Below are 20,052 nucleotides of genomic sequence, written 5' to 3' on the forward strand. Positions count from 1 at the left end.
GCACATAGGCTTGCGTACTAACCTTGGTCAAAAAAACGTTAATTTCCGTATAAAGTGAAAGCGCTCTTTATCAAAAAGAGGCTTGTGCATTCCTTGCAGAAGTCTTCTCAAAGTTGCTTAAATTGTAAATAAGGGCAACAATGAGATTGAGGTCTGCAAATAATAGCGATATTGTGCAAATATAACAAAAAAATTTGAAAGAATATTATTTTTCGTCAAATTTTTGTGTTTTTAGTTGATGATTTCAACTTTTTTTTAATGGGAGACTCATATGAGCAATAGAGTTGGTTTAGCTAGTAGTTTAAAAGATGGCCAAAAGTACATGGATCTCTGGCCCGTCCGAAAAGAGTTAAACGCGATCTTCCCAGAACAACGCATTATTAAAGCGACCCGTTTTGGCGTGAAAGTGATGCCTGCGATTGCCGCTATCAGTGTTCTTACACAAATGGTCTTTAATAATTACCAAGCGATGCCACAGGCTGTGGTTATGGCTTTGTTTGCGATCAGCTTGCCGCTACAAGGTATGTGGTGGTTGGGCAATCGCTCAAATACACAACTTCCGCCGGCGCTAGTATCGTGGTACCGCGAACTGCATGAAAAGATCACTGAAACGGGTTTTGCGTTAGAGCCTATGAAGCCGCGCCCTCGCTATAAAGAATTGGCAATCATTTTAAATCGTGCCTTTCGTCAGTTAGATAAATCCTCAATGGAGCGTTGGTTCTAAAGAATCCCAGCTCTCCCTCTTGTCTGAGAACAACTATTCATCTTCTATAGCTTGTTCTCAGATTTGCTCCTCTTTTTGTTACCTCGCTTACTTTCCGTTTAGCTTACCTGTCCTTATTCACTTGGTTTCTTACCTTCCTCCGAAGTCAATATAACCTTTCTCACATAACTCGAGCCTTGTTGTATTTTTGTTAAATATCACTTCAAGTTATCAATGGTTACTGGTAATAATGTCAATAGTGATTTTGATGTTGTTCTCTTTGAGCGAGTAATGACGGGTAGAGCTTGATTCAGGGAGCGATAATGAGTTCTGTAAGAAAGGTATTGGCAGCGGTTTTAAGTTGCTTGATGTTGCTATGGACTGGCAATGCAATGGCAAACGTTGCCAAAGTGTCGGTTTCACAAGTTGTTGACCATCCAGATCTGAATGCGACACGTTTAGGGCTTCTTGAAGGATTGAGAGCCAATGGTTATGAACCCGGTAAGAACTTAGAATTCTCCTATGAAATGGCGAATGGTAACCCGGCTCAGGCAGCCAAGATTGCCAGAGAGCTCGTCAGTGAAAATCCACATGTACTTGTTGGTATCGCGACACCGACTTCACAAGCCTTAGTGTCGGCGACTCGCTCGATTCCTATCGTGTTTACCGCGGTTACGGATCCTATCGGCGCTAGGCTCGTTAAACAATTAGAAAAGCCGGGGCGTAATGTCACGGGGCTTTCTGACTTATCTCCGATCACTCAGCATGTGTCATTAATCAAAGAACTGCTCCCTGAAGCTAATTCAATCGGTGTAGTTTACAACCCAGCAGAAGCAAATGCCGTTGCGTTAGTTGGGTTATTGAGAAAGGCAACTCGAGATTTCGGTTATACACTTCACACCGAAAAAGCGCTGACTGTTGACGATGTCGAAGCAAAAGCAGAATCCATTGCTAAGAAGTCCGATGTTATCTATGCCTTGACCGATAATACGGTTGCAAGCGGCATGGAGGGTCTTATCAAAGCGGCTAACCATGCAGATACGCCAGTCGTCGCAGGCGCCACATCTTATGTCGGAAAGGGAGCGATTGCTGGTTTAGGTCTAGATTATTATGATGTTGGGGTTCAGACCGCGGATTATGTCGCAGCCATTCTGGAAGGACAGAAGCCCGGGAAGTTGAGTGTCAAAACTGCGCAGAGTTCTCAGCTGGTGGTCAACCTAGATGCTGCTCGTGAGCTTGGCGTGACAGTGCCTCAATCTGTGATTGAGCGTGCGGTCATTAGCCGGTGAATTGAGTTTGGTGTTAGGTGAGCTAATAGGCCATAAGTCATATTATTAACAGCATTGAAATGGGCTCAGATAACAAACTCACCTGCTCTATATGTTGGCGCTTCTCTATTTTATTCATTTGTAAGCGGTTATTTGACCGTTAGGTGTGTCGTTAATATCAATTTACATTATTTTACGTCGAGCGAATTGCCGATTAATGTAATAATATTAACGGGGAAAATGAAAATAGCTGAACGCTAAGAGCACATTATATGAAAGTAAATAGGCACTTTAGCCTAACCTTTGTCTTCGGGTTTCCCGCTGTGATCGCCGCAATGTTACTTGGCCTAATAGGAAAGAATCATTTTGATTTGGTGAAGAAAGACATTGGCAGTGAATTCCAGCGTATTGAAGAGGTGTTCAAACGAACCACAAAGGTGGTGACAGCCTTAGACTACAGCTTCTCCAACTACTACAAATCAGGAAGCCCTCTCTTTCTTGAGCACAACAAACAAGTTGTGGATGGTCTTTGCCAAATTTGGCTTATTGATGTATTGCTACTTGCCGACGGTAAAACCTCAGACATTCCCTCTGTCGATATCGACTATATGCTAATCGGTCAAGAGTCTCTTTGTTCTGAAAGCAGTGATAGTTATAAGAGCGCGTCAGAAAAAATAGCGTTAGCTCCTATTCTTTCATTTTTATCCCAGCTTGATGAATACCATGCCGGCGTGCACTTTATTGATACGAGCGGCTATGTGATCTCTTCACCTGAAGGTTTTGCCAAAGGGCTGAGCAAAGAGTTACTCTCGACCATAAAGAGTCGTCCTTATTGGCAGAAAACTGCCAACAACCCTGACCAACTCACCCTTTCAGGCCCTGGTTATCGTTTTGATTCCCTTGACCGTATAATCAGTATGACGATCCCTGTATTCCATAAAGGCGTTCACCAAGGGATGCTGTCGGTGGATATTAATGCTGACAAGCTGCTCGCAAACTCGAATGAGCATCTTGCAGGTCGGATCGATATCATTGATACCACTTTAGCGACTCCGGTAGATTCTGCTGCTTTTTATCACGAGATCAAACTGGATGGTGTCTCGTCTCACCATGCGATGTATTACAAATTAGACATCGCGAAAGAGGTTGAGCACTTTTTCGTCTACGAGAAAGACAGCCTTATTGTTGCCATCATTGTGTATCTGTTCTCAGTAACCATCTTCTTCTACGTCAATTCCAATATTGAACGTGGTTACTTCAAAGATCTCGCAGCCAAAGACCCTATGACAGGGTTATTGAATCGTCGTGGCTTAGAAGCGTTCTGGCGCAGTGTAGAGCACGATCAACTGTTTGCATTAACCGTCTTCGATATTGATGATTTTAAGTCAATTAACGACACCTACGGCCACGATAAGGGGGATGATGTGATTCGTTATATGTCGCGTCAGATCAGCAACAGTATTCGAAGCAGTGACGTTGCAGCACGGTTTGGCGGTGAAGAGTTTGTCGTTTATATGAAAGGCGAAGATCGTGAAACTTTGATGAGAACATTAGAGCGAGTGAAGAATGCGATTTGTTCCACTTCAGCCGACATTATTCCAAATGGATTTACGGTGTCTGGCGGTGTCTGCATTGTTGAAACTGAGCAAAGTAAACTTAACTTCGATGAGATATTTAAGTACGCCGATGAAAAGCTGTACGTGGCTAAGACGACGGGCAAAGACCGTCTTAAATTTTAACCACGTTATTGAATCGATGCTTTGTATGAAAATGAAAATGAGAATGAAAGAGGGAAGAGCGAACGTGTCTACCAAGCAAAGCTTATTTGCACCGGTAAACACGTTTGTAGCGTTGGGTATTTAACCCTAAACATAATCTTAAACAGGTTGGCGGCGTTCTTCTTGATAACGCTGAAGGCGTTCTACAATCGGTGGCGCCTTTTTGAAAGTACGAATTTCTTTAAACAGTTCGTTCGCTTCAGGGTAGCCTTTACTTAGATAAACAAACCACTGCTTCACTCTATTGGGGTAGTACATGCCTTTGTCCCCTTTAATTTGAAACTCTGAATAGCGCAGCAAAAGTTCAATGACTTTATCCCACGGCATTTTCTGGTGGTTGTGCTTAACGACGTTACCAAGGTTTGGAATATTGAAAGCACCACGGCAGACCATTAATGAATCGACGCCTGTTGCTTCTATGCAATCTTGACCATCTTGATAGTTCCAGATCTCCCCATTAGCAATCAACGGCAGAGATGTTTTTTCTCTTATTTGATTGATGAAGTCCCATTTGATTTCGCTGGCTTTATAGCCGCCAACTTTGGTTCTTGCATGCACGGTGAGTTCGTCAGCTTTGGCTTGTTCGATGGCATCGACGATTTCAAAGCACTCTTCCGGATGCTCCCAACCTAATCGAATCTTTGCGGACACAGGAATGTGTGCCGGTACCGCTTCTCGACAGGCGTTCACCACTTGATAGATGAGCTCTGGCTCTTTTAGCAATGAAGCGCCACCATTACTTTTGTTGACCGCTTTTGCTGGGCAACCAAAATTAAGATCGATCCCTTTCGCGCCTAAACTAGCAGCTTGAAAAGCATTCTCGGCCATCCAATTTGGGTGTTGCCCTAGAAGTTGGAGATGGATTGGCACACCAGCCATGGTCTGAGAGCCTTGATGTAGCTCAGGGCAAATACGGTGGAACACATGCGGGGGAAGAAGTTGATCTACGACGCGCACAAACTCTGTCACACAGAGATCGTAATCATTAATCTCTGTGAGAATTTCACGCATTAGGTGGTCTAGAACGCCCTCCATAGGGCCAAGTATTACGCGCATGTTGCTTTACCAAAACTGAATGAACCGAAAAATTCGAGGCGTGATTGTACGGTGTGCTTACAGAATTGTCACTATGAGTGTGGTGCATGTCTTAATAATGGTTTCGTCTCTTAATAGCGACATCTTTGGGAGGATGGCGTTATAATATCGAAAATGCCCAATATCCAGAGCTTTCATGACATATCAATTATTAAGCCTACCAGAATCAATCACTGACATTACTCCGCAGTTTATGGAAGGTGCAATCCTTGCCTCTAACTTAGCGACCAAACCACTCGATCCAGAAGAGTGGCTGGTTATCGTTGCGCCTGAAGCGGGTAAAGAGCTGGTAACAACGGTGACAGAACAGATTAATCGCCAGCACAACCTGATTCAGCGTAATGAATACCTATTAACAGACGTACTGGCTGAAGGTGACTTTAACGAACAGTTCGCTGATTTTTCTGAAGGCTTCATGATGGTTTGGCCAACAGTGGAAGAGCAGTGGCAGAGCGTGACAGTCGCGGATGGTACTCTGCGCATGTTGCAAGCGCTCTTAACCACCTTGATGCTTGCGATTGATGAAGAGCAAACTCAACAACAAATGATCGCTGCAGGACTTACTAACCCGCCATCGCTTGCCGATTTAGTGGGTCAAGTCGATCTGATGATCTCAGAAGTGGCAATGGCAGCGGATGAAGCTATGTGGGGTAATAAGTCCCAGAGCGTGAACCCGTTTAAAGACATTGGTCGAAACGACCTTTGCCCTTGTGAAAGCGGCAAGAAGTTTAAACAATGCTGCGGTAAAAACAGCTAGTCACGGCTTGTTGAGCAACTTAGCTTGAGTGAGTAACAGACTTTCTTAAGTGATAAAAAGTTTAAGTAATAAAAAAGTCGACCTTTGGGTCGACTTTTTCGTTTCTGGACATGATGAGTTAATTGTTAGTCATTCTTTGATTTAACGAATTGAGAAATAACCACAAAACCGAAAGCAACCAAGTTACCTGCAAAGATAATTACTAGCCACTGAGGCATAGAAAGATCGAAGAACTGCCACACAACCTTGCTGCAATCGCCGTAAGCCTCAAACATCCACGGAGCCCATTGGTTTAAAGGCGCCCAGCTAGGGAAGGTTACGAATAAGTCGCAGGTTGCGAAAGGGGACGGATTGAACTGGTAATCGACGTGCTCTAAAGCAAGCATCAAACCTTTGTATGCGCCAAATCCCCAGCTAGCAAGGCCTAACCAGCGTGATATTGGGTTATTCGGGGCAATCGCACCAATCATGGCGGCAACACCGATAGCGAGCATAGCAACGCGCTCATAGATACACATTACGCAAGGGCCAAGCATCATCACGTGTTGGAAGAAGAGAGCGCATGCCTCAAAAAAGACAATAAAAGCCAGCAGTAAAAGCCAAGATAAACGTCCCTTAGAGAAGTCTTTAAGCATTGCAAAAAAGTTCACGAATTTAATCCCGTCTATAAAATAAAAAAGCCCTGATTACTCAGAGCTTTTTATCTTGGATAAGTTTCCTAATCAACTAATATTTTTGATTAGTTAGTTATAGTTATTGTGGTTTGCGACACAGTGTTTAGCTTAGTGACCACCAGAGATAACTGGAGCGACGACTTCACCAGTGCGTTGAATGATCCAACCAGCATCGTAGAACCATGCTGTCATTGGCTCTACGATGAACACAATGCCTGCTAGGCCAACCAGTGCCAATACGATGGTGTATGGCAGCGCCATGATAACCATGCGACCGTAAGACAATCGAATTAACGGAGCAAGTGCTGATGTTAATAGGAATAGGAATGCAGCTTGGCCATTTGGCGTTGCAACAGAAGGTAGGTTAGTACCAGTGTTGATAGCAACAGCAAGTAGGTCGAACTGATCACGAGTGATGATGCCTTCAACCAGTGCAGTTTTCACTTCGTTAATGTAAACCGTACCGACGAACACGTTATCTGAAACCATCGATAAAATACCGTTGGCAATATAGAAGAGTGCGAGCTGTGCGCCTTTATCTTCAACGTGAAGTACTGCATCGATGACTGGCTTAAATAGAGCTTGGTCGATGATCACAGCAACAACAGCGAAGAAAACGGCAAGAAGTGCAGTAAATGGCAGCGCTTCTTCAAAGGCTTTACCCATAGAGTGTTCTTCAATAACACCCGTAAATGCTGTAGCTAAGATGATCACAGACAGGCCAATCAAACCTACTTCAGCAACGTGAAGTGCAAGGCCGACGATAAGCCAAACTGCGATTGCACTTTGAACCCATAGTTTTGCTACGTCTTGCTTTGTGCGGTTTGCACGTTCTTTGTTGTCAAACTCAACTAAGATTTGGCGAACATTCATTGGTAGTTGAGCACCGTAACCAAACACTTTGAATTTCTCGACAAGTGCACAAGTTAAAATACCGCAGAAGAAAACAGGTAGTGTTACTGGCAGCATACGGATGATAAATTCACCGAACTCCCAACCTGCTTGCTTAGCAATTACCAAGTTTTGTGGTTCACCTACCATGGTCATTACACCACCCAGTGCTGTACCCACACCAGCGTGCATTAGCAGTGAACGTAGGAAAGCACGGTAGTTTTCTAGGTCATCACGAGTTAGCTCTGAGATCTCTTCATCATGAGTATGATCGTGCGAAGACGTTGTGCCCTTGCCTGATGCAACCTTGTGGTAGATAGAGTAGAAGCCGACCGCAACGCTAATAACTACGGCGATTACTGTTAGTGCATCTAGGAATGCTGATAAGAAAGCGGCAGCAACACAGAAGGCAACGGAGAGTAAAATTTTAGATTGGATGCCAAGCAAGATCTTCGTGAAAATGAACAAAAGCAGTTCTTTCATGAAGTAAATGCCAGCAACCATGAATACGAGCAAGAGTAATACAGGAAGGTTTGCTTGCAGCTCGTGATAAACCATTTCTGGTTTGGTCATGCCAATGGCGACTGCTTGAATAGCTAATAGACCACCCGGTTGAAGTGGGTAGCATTTGAGAGCCATAGCTAGAGTGAAAATAAACTCAACCACCAATAGCCAGCCCGCAACAAATGGGTCAACTAGGAAGAAAACAAACGGGTTGATGATTAAAAAGGAAATGATGGCAAGTTTATACCAATCAGGAGCTTTACCAAGGAAGTTCTTGATAAAAGCGTTTCCGAGAGACATCGGCATGTTAATACTCTTTTATGTTGATTATGAATAGACAAGCAATACAACATTTTGAGAATCGAGCTATAGAAATTGTTAAAAACTATGACTAACAGTGACTTAGAAAAACTACATTCCATGTAATGTTCTGTGGTCTTGCCAAGTCACTCCCTTAGAAACTCAAGCACTGCTTATTTTTGAGCGCAACTTTACTCTTAGATAACATTTAGTCAACAGGAAAAGCCCTGTAGCCCTAAAAATACCTCTTTTTTGTTGAGAAACGCGATCAAAGTAGCGCAAGCATACCACTTAAAATGTGATAAAAACCGACTAGAATCAATATTTCAGCGAAATGATTGAAAATTACAGAATAACGACGGCTTATATATGATTATTACAACTTAATATTGCAAATTAATAGCTTTAAAAATATGACCAATCCCATTGATTTTAAAGAAAAATTGTTATGTTAACGGTTTGTTTAAATGGTGGTTTAGAGTCGCTTGCTTTACAAACCTGAGGTGCAAACGTGTGCTGAACTTTAGAGTTATAACTCTAACGGTGTTTAGGGTGAGTAAAATTTTTGAGGGTGTTTCCGCTAGGTGTGAACTAGTGGTATGATGAGTAAATTAGAACAGAATAATTAAATTGGATTGAAGTGTAGATGGTCATTAAGGCGAAGAGCCCGGCAGGATTTGCAGAGAAGTATATCATTGAAAGTATTTGGAATGGCCGTTTCCCTCCAGGTTCTATCTTGCCCGCAGAGCGTGAGCTTTCTGAGCTGATTGGTGTTACACGTACTACGCTTCGTGAAGTACTACAACGTCTTGCTCGTGATGGTTGGTTGACAATCCAACATGGCAAACCAACTAAAGTTAACCAGTTTATGGAAACCTCAGGTCTTCATATCCTTGATACGCTAATGACGTTGGACGTTGATAACGCAAGCAAAATGGTAGAAGACCTGCTTGCTGCTCGTACTAATATCAGCCCGATCTTTATGCGTTATGCATTCAAAGCAAACAAAGAAGCTTCAGAGCGTACTATCAGTAACGTGATTGAATCTTGTGAAGCGCTACTTGCGGCACCAACTTGGGATGAGTTCCTAGAATCGTCGCCATACGCTGACAAGATCAAACAAGCGGTAAAAGAAGATTCAGAAAAAGATGAAGCGAAACGTCAGACGATCTTAATCGCGAAGACTTTCAACTTCTATGATTACATGCTTTTCCAACGTTTGGCATTCCACTCAGGCAACCAGATTTACGGCCTGATCTTTAACGGTGTGCGTAAACTTTATGACCGTATCGGTAGCTACTACTTCTCTAACCCAGAAGCACGACGTTTAGCGATGGACTTTTATAAAGAGTTGTTCATTATCTGTGAAAGTGGCGAGCGCGAAACTTTGCCATTAGTGATTCGTAACTACGGTATCGCAAGTGCACAAGTTTGGAATGAAATGAAAACGACATTGCCGACGAACTTCACTGAAGACGACAGCTAAGCCATAGGTTTACTATTGTTGTTCCTGTTTAGTCAGTGACGTAAAGAAAACGAAAAAGCGGCGAGATAATTCAATTATCTCGCCGCTTTTTATTTATCTGTCGTTACTAGAAAATTATCAGTGGGTCAGTTACTTACCTATGACGAGTAATTTATCTATGTGTAGCAACTTAAAATTTATCTAGGAGTAGTAACTTAACCCGTAAACTCTTCTGAGTCTGGACGGTTGGTAAATTGCACACCGTTTAGAAAATCGCAAAGTAGTTGGTCTTCACACACTTTGTAGTTTTTGTTTTCTGGCTTGCGGAAGTAAGCGCCGATTTCGTACTTGCTCAAGCTAATGCCAACCACTTCTAGTACGTCCAAAACATCTTCTGCTTTCATGTTCAATGCGATACGAAGCTTCATGAAGATCATGTTGTTCGTCAGTGCAACTTCAGGTTTAGGTTGCTCGCCTTCTTTTTTGCCACGCTTAAGGTTGATGAAACCATTTAGGAATACCGCTAACTCTTTATCTTTCATCTTAGAGCATGACTTGTCGTTGTCATCTTTTAGCCAGTTAATCACTTGGTCATGAGCAACAGTCACATCAGCTTGTTCGATAGCTTTGATGATTTGTGCATTTTTAAGGTTTAGTGCGTGTTGAATACGACGCAAGATTTCGTTGTTAGTCACTGGGGATTCCTAAAAAGGGTTTTAGAGTAAAGAGGTGTTGGTTTAGCCTATTTTTGTCGACGAACCAATTTCTACTCTACATAGCATAGTTGACGGCGACTCTAACAGAGAACGCTAATTTTCGGTAGATATAAAAAATCCCCAATGCTGATTAACTCTTTCAAGTCAAAAATGCATTAGGGATTTAGTGATGGGTGCTTGTTATCTGACTGGAGTCAGAATTACATTACACGCATACCAGGTTGAGCACCTTCGTGTGGCTCAAGGATCCATAGGTCGCTGCCGCCAGGGCCCGCTGCTAGGATCATGCCTTCAGACATACCAAACTTCATCTTACGAGGTTTTAGGTTTGCTACCATTACAGTTAGCTTGCCTTCTAGCTCTTCAGGTTTGTATGCTGATTTGATACCAGAGAATACTTGGCGAGTCTCACCACCGATGTCTAGTTGGAACTTCAGTAGTTTGTTCGCTTTTGGTACTTCTTCACAAGAGATGATACGAGCGATACGCATGTCTACTGCTGCAAAGGCATCGAACTCAATCTCGTCTGCGATTGGCTCTTTGTCTAGCTCAGTTTGGCTTGCTTGCTCTTTTTCAGCTTCTGCTTTTTCTTTCGCTGCTGCTTCAGCGGCTGCATCTTCTTTAGAAGACTCAACCATTGCTTCCACTTTCTTAGGGTCAATGCGGTTGAATAGCGCTTTGAACTTAGTGATCTCGTGATCAGTTAGCGGAGTAGCAATCGCTTCCCACGTTAGCTCTTCGTTTAGGAAAGCTTCAGTGCGAGCTGCAAGCTCTGGCATCACTGGTTTCAGGTAAGCCATCAGTACGCGGAATAGGTTAATACCTACAGAAGAAACTTGTTGAAGCTCAGCTTCTTTGCCTTCTTCTTTTGCAAGAACCCAAGGTGCTTTTTCGTCGATGTACTGGTTAGCTTTATCCGCTAGTGCAGTGATTTCACGGATAGCACGGCTGAATTCACGAGTTTCGTATAGCTCACCGATACGCTCAGCAGCAGCAACGAATTCGTTGTATAGCTCAGGCTCTGCAAATTCAGCAGCTAGCTTGCCTTCAAAACGTTTAGTAATGAAGCCAGCGTTACGAGAAGCTAGGTTAACAATCTTGTTTACTACGTCAGCGTTTACACGTTGAGTGAAGTCTTCAAGGTTAAGATCTAAGTCATCGATGCGGTTGTTTAGTTTCGCAGCGTAGTAGTAACGTAGACACTCAGGGTCTAGGTGGTTTAGGTACGTGCTTGCTTTGATGAATGTGCCTTTCGACTTAGACATCTTCGCACCGTTCACTGTTACGTAGCCGTGTACGAATACGTTGTTTGGCTTACGGAAACCTGCGCCGTCTAGCATTGCTGGCCAGAATAGGCTGTGGAAGTAAACAATGTCTTTACCGATGAAGTGGTAAAGCTCAGTTGTGCTGTCTTTCTTCCAGTATTCATCGAAGTTTAGATCGTCACGTTTGTCACATAGGTTCTTGAAAGAAGCCATGTAGCCAACAGGTGCGTCTAGCCATACGTAGAAGAACTTGTCTTTTTCGCCTGGGATTTCAAAGCCGAAGTAAGGTGCATCACGTGAGATATCCCATTGTTGCAGACCAGACTCAAACCATTCCTGCATTTTGTTTGCAGTTTCATTCTGTAGAGAGCCAGAACGAGTCCACTCTTTAAGCATGCTTTCGAACTGAGGTAGGTCGAAGAAGAAGTGCTCAGAGTCTTTCATTACTGGAGTTGCGCCAGAAACCGCTGATTTAGGGTTAATTAGCTCAGTTGGGCTGTATGTCTCACCACAGTTATCACAGTTATCACCATACTGGTCTTCTGACTTACACTTAGGGCAAGTACCTTTTACGAAGCGGTCTGGTAGGAACATCTCTTTCTCAGGATCGAAAAGCTGAGAAATAGTGCGGCTAGAAATGAAGCCGTTCTTTTTAAGTTCTAAGTAGATGTGAGAAGCCAGTTCACGGTTCTCTTCGCTGTGTGTGCTGTGGTAGTTATCAAAGCTGATATCAAAGCCAGCGAAGTCTTTTTGGTGCTCTTCACTAACAGCAGCGATCATCTCTTCTGGCGTGATACCCATCTGTTGAGCTTTAAGCATAATTGGCGTGCCGTGAGCATCGTCAGCACAGATGAAGTTTACAGTGTTGCCACGTAGACGCTGGTATCGAACCCAGATATCAGCTTGGATATGCTCAAGCATATGGCCAAGGTGAATAGAGCCGTTAGCGTACGGAAGCGCACAAGTTACCAAAAGTTGTCTTGGATCAGTTGCCATACTTAATAATTCGCTTTTTTGATAGGTATAAATTTGAGAGGTAATACTACTTTATAACGTGTGATACGCCAAGGTATCAGACTAAGGATTCCCCTAGTTTTTTAGGGGTTCAGTCTTCATCTCGTGGGTGATAGCATAAATAAAAAAAGGAGTCCCAATGCGTAACTTTACTTCTAAGCAAGATTTCTGTTCATGGTTGAATGAGTTCGAGTCACCAATCCTCATCCCAGAGTGGGCGCTACACCAAAATATTGTATCGGTTGATCCGCGTGGATCATTTGTTATCACCTTACCTTTTGCCGCTAATCAGCTTGCGGTTGAATTGGAACAGTGGATTCACTCTCAGATTGAACAACAGCTTGTTAGCGCTTTTCAGTTTGAAGTGAAGGTGAAGCCGTCTGCGTTAGAAACCACGGTTGCGACACCATTGAAGGGGGTGAAGAACATCATCGCCGTGACATCTGCAAAGGGTGGGGTGGGTAAATCGACCACTTCAGTCAACCTTGCTTTGGCTTTATCTAAGTCTGGTTCAAAAGTGGGTTTGTTGGATGCGGATATCTATGGTCCTTCTGTACCTATGATGCTTGGCCAATTAGATGCGAAACCAGAAGTCCAGAATAACAAGTGGATGATGCCAATCGAAGCGCACGGTATTTTCACTCACTCTATCGGTTATCTTGTGTCGAAAGATGACGCTGCGATTTGGCGCGGTCCAATGGCGGCCAAGGCTTTAGGTCAGCTTGTTAACGAAACCGTATGGCCAGAGTTGGATTATCTAGTTATTGATATGCCACCGGGCACGGGCGATATTCAGCTGACGTTATCGCAACAGATCCCAGTGACCGGGGCTGTAGTGGTGACCACTCCTCAAGATTTGGCGCTAGCGGATGCACGTAAAGGCGTAGCGATGTTTGATAAGGTGAGTGTGCCAGTCGCAGGCTTAGTTGAAAACATGAGCTATCATATTTGTAGTCACTGTGGTGAGAAAGAGCATATCTTTGGTGCTGGTGGTGCCGAAGCTATGTCAGAACAGTTTTTCCTCGATATTTTGGCACAGATCCCTCTTCATATTGATGTGCGAGAAGATATCGATGCAGGTTGCCCGACGGTGATTCGTCGTCCAGATAGTGAACATACACGTCACTACTTAGAGCTTGCAGAGAATGTGGCTGCGAAGATGTTCTGGACCGGCAAGGCGAGACCAGAAGCGATTAACTTCTCTATGGTTGAATAACGAATCTATGGTTGAATAGCGCAAGTTAATCACAAAGTCGTTTAAATATAGTTTGGATTAGATAAACAGCGGTGGATTTAAGTCAATATCCATTGGGCTTGTGCAAATAGTTGTAGGCAAGTTATTTGAAAGCAAACGATTGCATTCATTAAATGCATTGATATCATCAATTTGACTGCAATTAGCTAAAATGGCGACTAGAATCTATGTGCTTTAGCCCCTATAATCAGGCGGTTTATCTCTTCCCACCACCAAACCATATCGGGTGCAAAATTAATGTCTGATAATAATCAATGTGTCATCGTAGGTATCGCTGGCGCTTCAGCTTCAGGAAAAAGTCTGATTGCTAGTACAATTTATAATGAATTGCGCGAAAAAGTAGGCGACCATCAAATTGGTGTTATCACGGAAGATTGCTATTACAGCGACCAAAGCCACTTGAGTATGGAAGAGCGTGTTAAAACTAACTACGATCACCCAAATGCACTAGATCATGATCTTTTATGTGAACATCTACAGCAGCTAATGAGTGGCAACGCCGTAGAAGTTCCTGAATACAGCTACACAGAGCACACACGTACTTCTGAAACGACTACACTTACTCCAAAGAAAGTGATCATTTTAGAGGGTATTCTGCTTCTAACAGACCCGCGTCTTCGTAAACTAATGCACGCAAGTGTGTTTATGGATACACCATTAGACATCTGTCTATTACGCCGTGTTAAGCGTGATGTAGAAGAGCGTGGTCGTACAATGGACACTGTACTTAAGCAATACCAAGAAACAGTACGTCCAATGTTCATGCAGTTTATCGAGCCTTCAAAACAACATGCAGACATCATCGTTCCTCGTGGTGGTAAAAACCGTATTGCGATTGATGTGCTAAAAGCGCACATTGCGAAGTTGTTGAAGTCTTAATCGAATAAAATTTTGCCTAAGTGACTCACTTAGCTTTATTTTTTACCGAATCAGTGGCACTTTTATAGTGCCACTTTCTTTTGGAATCTAAGCAAGGAATATGCGGATGAAGAAACTACTCATTTTCATAGCTGTACCAGTGTTTGTTGTCGTTGCAGCAATTCTGGCACTAGTGCTGTTAGTGAATCCCAACCAATTTAAGCCATTAATTGTCGAACAAGCCCAAAAACACACAGGCCTAGAGCTAGTGATCGAGGGTGATATCAGCTGGCAATTCTTCCCATCCATTGGCTTTGAACTTGGTCAAACTGAATTACGCAACCCTGAAGGTTTTACGCAACCTAACCTATTTAAGGTTGATACCGTTGGCGTTGACGTTTCGGTTACTCCGCTATTTAGCAACCAACTAGAGATCGGCAACATTACTCTAGATGGTGCAGAATTCTATTTAGAAACGCTTAAAGATGGTCGCAAGAACATTGATGCACTAACGCAAGCGTCAGCGCCTCAAGAATCTGAGCCTGCCCCTCAAGAGCAAACTACCACAGACGCATCGGGTTGGACGATCAACCTTGCAGGCGTAACTGTATCAAACGCATTGTTTGAAATGGACGACAAGCAAGCGGGTTCATTCACTAAGCTATACGATGTGTCTTTGAATCTTTCTGAGTTTGCCGTTGATACATGGACAACCGCGACATTTGCGGCTTCTGGTGAGAACAATCAACAGAAGTTCTCTGCACAAGGCAGTGCAGAATTCAAATTAGCTGAAGGCTTTGCAAGTTACGCACTTCGTAATATCGACTTAAACGCTAAGTTCAATGATCCAGCGACGTCGATTGAGTCAGCAAAAATTGGCTTGAATACGTTTGAGTTCGATAAGGTAAACCAACTGACTTACGCTGTAATCGGTAATGCAGCTGGCCTTGACCTTGATCTTAAAGGTGGCGGTGAACTTACTGTTGATAGCGCGATTTCAAAAGTAACGCTGAACAAGTTAACGTTAGACTCAACATTCAAAGGCGACACGCTTCCTCAGTCTCCAATGAAAGTCGACATGCTGTCTGACTTAAGCTTCGATCTTAACAAGAGCCACCTGAGCTTTGTGTTAGAGAAGCTACAAGCTAACGCTATTGCATTAGACGGTAAAGCAGACGTAATCCTATCTGAAATACCAAAGGTTCGTTTCTCTCTTCATAGCCCGAATATTGATTTAGATGAATTCTTAGGCTTAGGCAATACAACAGAAACAGCGAGCACAGCGCCTTCTGGTTCTGCTGGTGGTTCAACGTCAAGTTCTGGTAGTTCAGATCCAGCTAAAGAAGTGGAACCTGATCTGTCGGCTCTGAAAACGTTAGACGTGAAAGGTGACATCACGATTGATAAGTTCAAGGCGAACAACGCGAAGATGCAGAATGTTAAAACCGCATTTTCGGTTAACCGTGGTATCGCAGAGCTAACCTCATTCACCTCGAATCTTTACCAAGGTTCTATTTCTGCTACTGCAAAGTTAGACGCTCGTAAAACACCAGCGACTTACACGGCTAAGAAGAAAATCAAAGGCGTGAAAGTACAACCGTTACTGGTTGATGTTGCAGATAACGATATGCTGGAAGGTACCGGTAATATTGATGTCAACGTGAAAGGTAAGAGTCTAACTCCGACGGGTATCAAGAAAAACCTAGTCGGTACTATCGCGATTAACTTTGAAGATGGTGCAGTTAACGGCATCAACGTAGCTCAACTGATTCGAGAAAACTACGCTAAGATCAAGGGCGAGAAAGTTGAAAGCACAAATGAAGCTCAAAAAACGGACTTCAGTGCAATGAAAGCGACACTGAAGGTCGACAAAGGTTGGGTTTCAACGAACGACTTATCGGCACAGTCACCACTGCTACGCGTGACAGGTCAAGGTAAAGCAAACTTCATTAATGAAACGGTCGACTTCCTTGTACGTACATCGATTGTTGGTTCGCTTGAAGGTCAGGGCGGTAAGAACATTGATGACCTGAAAGATGTGACCATCCCAATTAAGGTAACAGGCCAATGGGCTGACCCGAAATTTGCGCTTGTTTTTGATGATGTGTTGAAGCAAAAAGCACAAAAAGAGATCGACCGTGGCGTGAATAAGCTAACGGATAAGATCAAAGACGAGAAGACCAAAGAAGCGGTTGACGGTTTGTTGAAAGGTTTCTTTAACTAATCTTTGCCTAACTCGCATATAAAAGAAGCGCCATTCCTACTGTAGGAATAGCGCTTTTTTTTGGATGCTGATTATTATCCGGGCTTAGTAAGCAAATAGATTCCCTATGAGACTCGTTCCTCGTTCTAGGGAATGACGATCGGTGCTCGTCCTTTATTAAGGGGAGTAACACTGAAGGGTCGTCATCCTCTAGAGGGAAGAATGACCGAGTCGGGGATCTCTAGTTGAATGCGATTACCAGTCAACGCCTTGAAGCGCTTTCACACCCGATTCGAAAGCGTGTTTCACGTTACGAACTTCAGATACCGTATCCGCCATCTCTGTAAGAGTACGGTGCGCACCACGACCGGTAATGATCACAGATTGCATTTTCGGACGGTTGTTGAGAGCCTCTACCACTTCATCTAGCTCGATGTAGCCATAGCTCACCATGTAAGTCAGCTCATCAAACAGAATCACGTCAATGGACTCATCAGCCAACATACGCTGACATTCTTTCCAGATACGTTGTGCGGCTTCAATATCTTTTGTTTTGTCTTGGGTTTCCCATGTAAAGCCGGTTCCCATAACTTGGAATTCCACATCCAGCTTTTGAAGAACGTTCTTTTCGCCGTTATCCCAAGTCCCTTTAACAAATTGTGCAACGGCACATTTTTTACCATGACCAACGGCACGTGTAATGGTACCAAAACCGGATGTTGATTTTCCTTTACCGTTACCAGTAATAACCAGCAATAAGCCTTTCACTTCTTGTGCTGCAGCCACTCGTGCATCAACTTGTTCTTTTACTTTCTGTTGTCTTGCTTTATGGCGTTGTTCTTTGTTGTCTTCGGTCGACATAACAAATCCTTTTAAGTTGTGATTGCGCCTATCATAGCCTAACTTAACGATAGCAAAAACCATCGGAAGAACAGGTGATTACGGATGAAAAAGATACTCGTTGTTTGCATGGGGAATATTTGTCGTTCGCCAACAGGTGAAGCGGTGCTTAGAAAGAAAGCTCAACAGATGGATATTTATGTAACGGTCGACTCCGCAGGGACGATTGGCTTTCATCAAGGTAACCCACCAGACTCGCGTTCCAAATCTGCAGGAGAGAAGCGAGGTTACAGCTTTAAGGGGATTACTTCTCGTAAAGTGGTTGATAATGACTTCGAAGAATTTGACCTGATCCTCGCGGCAGATAGGGCGAATTTAGATGACTTAATGAGTCAGTGCCCAGTTCACCTCCAATACAAGCTTGCGTTATTTTTAAGCTTTGGAGAGTCACAATATCAAGAGATCCCCGATCCGTATTACGGTGAGGGAAATGGCTTTGAATTGGTGTTGGACTTAATCGAAGAGTCTAGCGAAGCGATACTGCGTTCAATGTAGTTTAGGAACAATGTTCGTCGTTTGGTGATCAGCGCAAGGGCTGACCGATAGGTATAAAAAAGGCCGACATTGAATGTCGGCCTTTCTAAATCTAACTTAAAGCCATGACTAAGCTTACTTAGACATTACTTTGTAGATTGGGTCTTCTGCAACGTTCGCTTCAACTAAGCTACCTGCTTTGTGCAGCATAGCAACACAGTCTTGGCTTAGGTGGCGAAGGTGAAGTGTTTTACCTAGCGCCGCGTAACGGTCAGCAATCGTGTCGATCGCTTCAATTGCAGAGTGGTCAGTCACGCGTGAGTTTGCGAAATCAACGATTACATCTTGTGGATCGTTGTATGCGTCAAACAACTCTAGGAAGTTAGCCGTTGAACCAAAGAAGATTGGGCCGTTAACTTTGTACTCTTTTGAGCCTTCAGCGTTTACTGATGTATCTGCGTAGATGTGTTTAGCATGTTGCCAAGCAAACATTAGCGCAGAAGCGACAACACCAACACCTACTGCCACAGCAAGATCAGTCAGTACTGTTACTACGGTAACAAGAACGATAACGAAGAAGTCTTGTTTAGGAACGCGACGCGCAAGCTTGAAGGTTGCCCATTCAAATGTGCCGATAACAACCATGAACATTACGCCCACAAGTGCTGCTAGAGGAATCATTTCAATCAGTGCAGAACCGAACAGGATGAACATCAGTAGTGCAACTGCGGCGACGATACCTGAAAGACGACCACGACCACCTGAGTTTACGTTGATCATCGATTGACCGATCATCGCACAACCACCCATCGCACCGAATACAGAACACGTTACGTTAGCCATACCTTGACCAACACATTCACGGTTAGATTGACCACGAGTGTTTGTCATTTCGTCTAGTACTGTCAGTGTCAGCAGAGATTCAATCAGGCCGATAGCCGCAAGGATAATTGCGTAAGGCAGGATGATCTGTAGTGTATCTAAAGAAAACGGAACAGCAGGAATTGAGAATGTTGGAAGAGAGCCCGCTAGCGTAGCAGCTTCGTCACCAGACATTGTACGTAGGAAGTCGACAACAGTGCGAGTTTCAAGGTCAAGACCCACAACCAAAGCCGTTACTGTAACAATAGCAACTAATGAAGATGGTACTGCTGTTGTTAGCTTAGGTAGGAAGTGGATGATAGCCATTGTAAGGGCTACTAGACCTAGCATTAGTGTCATTTGACCGCTTGGTAACCAAGTCAACGCACCTGTTACGTCTGGCGCTTTAAATTGACCAAGTTGAGCTAGGAAGATAACAATGGCCAAACCGTTCACGAAACCAATCATTACTGGGTGTGGAACGATACGGATAAATTTACCTAGTTTAAATACACCTGCTGCAATTTGCAGAAGGCCAGCCAGCATAACGGCTGCGAATAGGTATTGAACACCATGGGTTGCCACTAGGCTCACCATTACAACGGCCATTGCGCCGGTTGCGCCAGAAATCATACCTGGACGGCCGCCAAAGACAGAAGTGATTAAACCTACGATGAATGCTGCATAAAGACCAACCATTGGGTCAACGCCAGCAACAAAGGCGAATGCTACAGCTTCAGGTACCAGAGCCAGGGCTACTGTAAGACCTGAAAGCACGTCATTCTTTACAGAGTGCTTTGAAAATTGTGGGAATTCGAACATGTTTGCTCAGCTATGCTTAAGATGGATTTACCGACACGGGTGTATTGCGTAGCCAAACAGTGATGGAAAAGAGCGGCAATAGCGAAGTGTCGAAAAGATAAGTGCGCGAATGCTACCCAAAAATGTGATTAAGTTCAAGGTTGAACCTAACTTTGAGTAATATATCTGTTAATTTTTATTCGATTAGTAGATATGAAAAAGGCTGCTTTAATAAGCAGCCTTTGATTCTATTTACTCGCGATTACCTAT

16 protein-coding genes are annotated in these 20,052 nt (G+C 43.6%); 9 read left to right on the forward strand and 7 right to left on the reverse strand.

Features of this window, described 5'->3' with window-relative positions; genetic code table 11:
- Positions 1-271: 271 nt before the first annotated feature.
- From yfbV to AB4167_RS14440, 3 genes are all read left to right on the forward strand, one after another.
- The gene (gene yfbV / locus AB4167_RS14430) at positions 272-724 is read left to right on the forward strand and encodes a terminus macrodomain insulation protein YfbV (protein WP_017062168.1); all 453 of its coding nucleotides are present in this window, start codon (positions 272-274) and stop codon (positions 722-724) included.
- A gap of 302 nt (positions 725-1,026) precedes the next feature.
- Positions 1,027-1,992, forward strand: coding sequence for an ABC transporter substrate-binding protein (locus AB4167_RS14435; RefSeq protein ID WP_017062167.1), 966 nt, complete (start codon positions 1,027-1,029; stop codon positions 1,990-1,992).
- Between the two features lie 251 nt (positions 1,993-2,243).
- A complete protein-coding gene (locus tag AB4167_RS14440; protein WP_136981693.1) occupies positions 2,244-3,710 on the forward strand; it encodes a sensor domain-containing diguanylate cyclase in 1,467 nt (488 codons plus the stop codon).
- A gap of 138 nt (positions 3,711-3,848) precedes the next feature.
- Here AB4167_RS14440 and dusC read toward each other — a convergent pair whose 3' ends face one another.
- Positions 3,849-4,805: a tRNA dihydrouridine(16) synthase DusC gene (gene dusC / locus AB4167_RS14445; RefSeq protein ID WP_017069187.1), complete on the reverse strand. Its 957-nt coding sequence runs from the start codon at positions 4,803-4,805 to the stop codon at positions 3,849-3,851.
- Positions 4,806-4,980: 175 nt separating this feature from the next.
- Between dusC and AB4167_RS14450 the strand changes: the two genes are divergently transcribed.
- The gene (locus AB4167_RS14450) at positions 4,981-5,601 is read left to right on the forward strand and encodes an SEC-C metal-binding domain-containing protein (protein WP_136981694.1); all 621 of its coding nucleotides are present in this window, start codon (positions 4,981-4,983) and stop codon (positions 5,599-5,601) included.
- A 125-nt stretch (positions 5,602-5,726) separates the two neighbouring features.
- Here AB4167_RS14450 and dsbB read toward each other — a convergent pair whose 3' ends face one another.
- Complete coding sequence (dsbB, locus tag AB4167_RS14455) at positions 5,727-6,251, reverse strand: disulfide bond formation protein DsbB (RefSeq protein WP_017063472.1); 525 nt, start codon at positions 6,249-6,251, stop codon at positions 5,727-5,729.
- Positions 6,252-6,383: 132 nt separating this feature from the next.
- Positions 6,384-7,976, reverse strand: a complete 1,593-nt coding sequence (gene nhaB, locus AB4167_RS14460) for a Na(+)/H(+) antiporter NhaB (protein ID WP_017062162.1) — start codon at positions 7,974-7,976, stop codon at positions 6,384-6,386.
- A 640-nt stretch (positions 7,977-8,616) separates the two neighbouring features.
- Between nhaB and fadR the strand changes: the two genes are divergently transcribed.
- Positions 8,617-9,456: a fatty acid metabolism transcriptional regulator FadR gene (gene fadR, locus AB4167_RS14465; RefSeq protein ID WP_017062161.1), complete on the forward strand. Its 840-nt coding sequence runs from the start codon at positions 8,617-8,619 to the stop codon at positions 9,454-9,456.
- 194 nt (positions 9,457-9,650) lie between these two features.
- On the opposite strand, the gene AB4167_RS14470 is transcribed toward fadR, so the two are convergent.
- Positions 9,651-10,130, reverse strand: coding sequence for a DUF1456 family protein (locus AB4167_RS14470; protein WP_016783812.1), 480 nt, complete (start codon positions 10,128-10,130; stop codon positions 9,651-9,653).
- A gap of 221 nt (positions 10,131-10,351) precedes the next feature.
- Positions 10,352-12,412, reverse strand: a complete 2,061-nt coding sequence (gene metG, locus AB4167_RS14475) for a methionine--tRNA ligase (RefSeq protein WP_372136689.1) — start codon at positions 12,410-12,412, stop codon at positions 10,352-10,354.
- A 157-nt stretch (positions 12,413-12,569) separates the two neighbouring features.
- On the opposite strand from metG, the gene apbC reads away from it, so the two are divergent.
- The 3 genes from apbC to AB4167_RS14490 all read left to right on the forward strand — a co-directional run bounded on the left by apbC (position 12,570) and on the right by AB4167_RS14490 (position 16,767).
- The gene (apbC, locus tag AB4167_RS14480; protein ID WP_372136690.1) at positions 12,570-13,646 is read left to right on the forward strand and encodes an iron-sulfur cluster carrier protein ApbC; all 1,077 of its coding nucleotides are present in this window, start codon (positions 12,570-12,572) and stop codon (positions 13,644-13,646) included.
- A gap of 276 nt (positions 13,647-13,922) precedes the next feature.
- A complete protein-coding gene (gene udk / locus AB4167_RS14485; RefSeq protein WP_004734002.1) occupies positions 13,923-14,564 on the forward strand; it encodes a uridine kinase in 642 nt (213 codons plus the stop codon).
- Positions 14,565-14,670: 106 nt separating this feature from the next.
- Positions 14,671-16,767: an AsmA family protein gene (locus tag AB4167_RS14490; protein WP_372136691.1), complete on the forward strand. Its 2,097-nt coding sequence runs from the start codon at positions 14,671-14,673 to the stop codon at positions 16,765-16,767.
- 234 nt (positions 16,768-17,001) lie between these two features.
- Here AB4167_RS14490 and cobO read toward each other — a convergent pair whose 3' ends face one another.
- Positions 17,002-17,607, reverse strand: a complete 606-nt coding sequence (gene cobO, locus AB4167_RS14495; protein ID WP_029224603.1) for a cob(I)yrinic acid a,c-diamide adenosyltransferase — start codon at positions 17,605-17,607, stop codon at positions 17,002-17,004.
- Between the two features lie 84 nt (positions 17,608-17,691).
- On the opposite strand from cobO, the gene AB4167_RS14500 reads away from it, so the two are divergent.
- Positions 17,692-18,141: a low molecular weight protein-tyrosine-phosphatase gene (locus AB4167_RS14500; RefSeq protein WP_102398546.1), complete on the forward strand. Its 450-nt coding sequence runs from the start codon at positions 17,692-17,694 to the stop codon at positions 18,139-18,141.
- Between the two features lie 114 nt (positions 18,142-18,255).
- On the opposite strand, the gene AB4167_RS14505 is transcribed toward AB4167_RS14500, so the two are convergent.
- Complete coding sequence (locus tag AB4167_RS14505) at positions 18,256-19,803, reverse strand: SulP family inorganic anion transporter (RefSeq protein ID WP_017062156.1); 1,548 nt, start codon at positions 19,801-19,803, stop codon at positions 18,256-18,258.
- Positions 19,804-20,052: the final 249 nt, after the last annotated feature.

It is taken from the genome of Vibrio sp. 10N.286.49.E11, assembly GCF_041469505.1.
In the GTDB taxonomy this organism is placed as follows: domain Bacteria; phylum Pseudomonadota; class Gammaproteobacteria; order Enterobacterales; family Vibrionaceae; genus Vibrio; species Vibrio crassostreae_C.

Excerpts from the sequence above, each read along its gene's own strand:
- yfbV (WP_017062168.1), top strand. The coding sequence starts at position 272 with ATGAGCAATAGAGTTGGTTTAGCTAGTAGTTTAAAAGATGGCCAAAAG.
- AB4167_RS14435 (WP_017062167.1), top strand. The coding sequence starts at position 1,027 with ATGAGTTCTGTAAGAAAGGTATTGGCAGCGGTTTTAAGTTGCTTGATG.
- AB4167_RS14440 (WP_136981693.1), top strand. The coding sequence starts at position 2,244 with ATGAAAGTAAATAGGCACTTTAGCCTAACCTTTGTCTTCGGGTTTCCC.
- dusC (WP_017069187.1), bottom strand. The coding sequence starts at position 4,805 with ATGCGCGTAATACTTGGCCCTATGGAGGGCGTTCTAGACCACCTAATG.
- AB4167_RS14450 (WP_136981694.1), top strand. The coding sequence starts at position 4,981 with ATGACATATCAATTATTAAGCCTACCAGAATCAATCACTGACATTACT.
- nhaB (WP_017062162.1), bottom strand. The coding sequence starts at position 7,976 with ATGCCGATGTCTCTCGGAAACGCTTTTATCAAGAACTTCCTTGGTAAA.
- fadR (WP_017062161.1), top strand. The coding sequence starts at position 8,617 with ATGGTCATTAAGGCGAAGAGCCCGGCAGGATTTGCAGAGAAGTATATC.
- metG (WP_372136689.1), bottom strand. The coding sequence starts at position 12,412 with ATGGCAACTGATCCAAGACAACTTTTGGTAACTTGTGCGCTTCCGTAC.
- apbC (WP_372136690.1), top strand. The coding sequence starts at position 12,570 with ATGCGTAACTTTACTTCTAAGCAAGATTTCTGTTCATGGTTGAATGAG.
- udk (WP_004734002.1), top strand. The coding sequence starts at position 13,923 with ATGTCTGATAATAATCAATGTGTCATCGTAGGTATCGCTGGCGCTTCA.
- AB4167_RS14490 (WP_372136691.1), top strand. The coding sequence starts at position 14,671 with ATGAAGAAACTACTCATTTTCATAGCTGTACCAGTGTTTGTTGTCGTT.
- cobO (WP_029224603.1), bottom strand. The coding sequence starts at position 17,607 with ATGTCGACCGAAGACAACAAAGAACAACGCCATAAAGCAAGACAACAG.
- AB4167_RS14500 (WP_102398546.1), top strand. The coding sequence starts at position 17,692 with ATGAAAAAGATACTCGTTGTTTGCATGGGGAATATTTGTCGTTCGCCA.
- AB4167_RS14505 (WP_017062156.1), bottom strand. The coding sequence starts at position 19,803 with ATGTTCGAATTCCCACAATTTTCAAAGCACTCTGTAAAGAATGACGTG.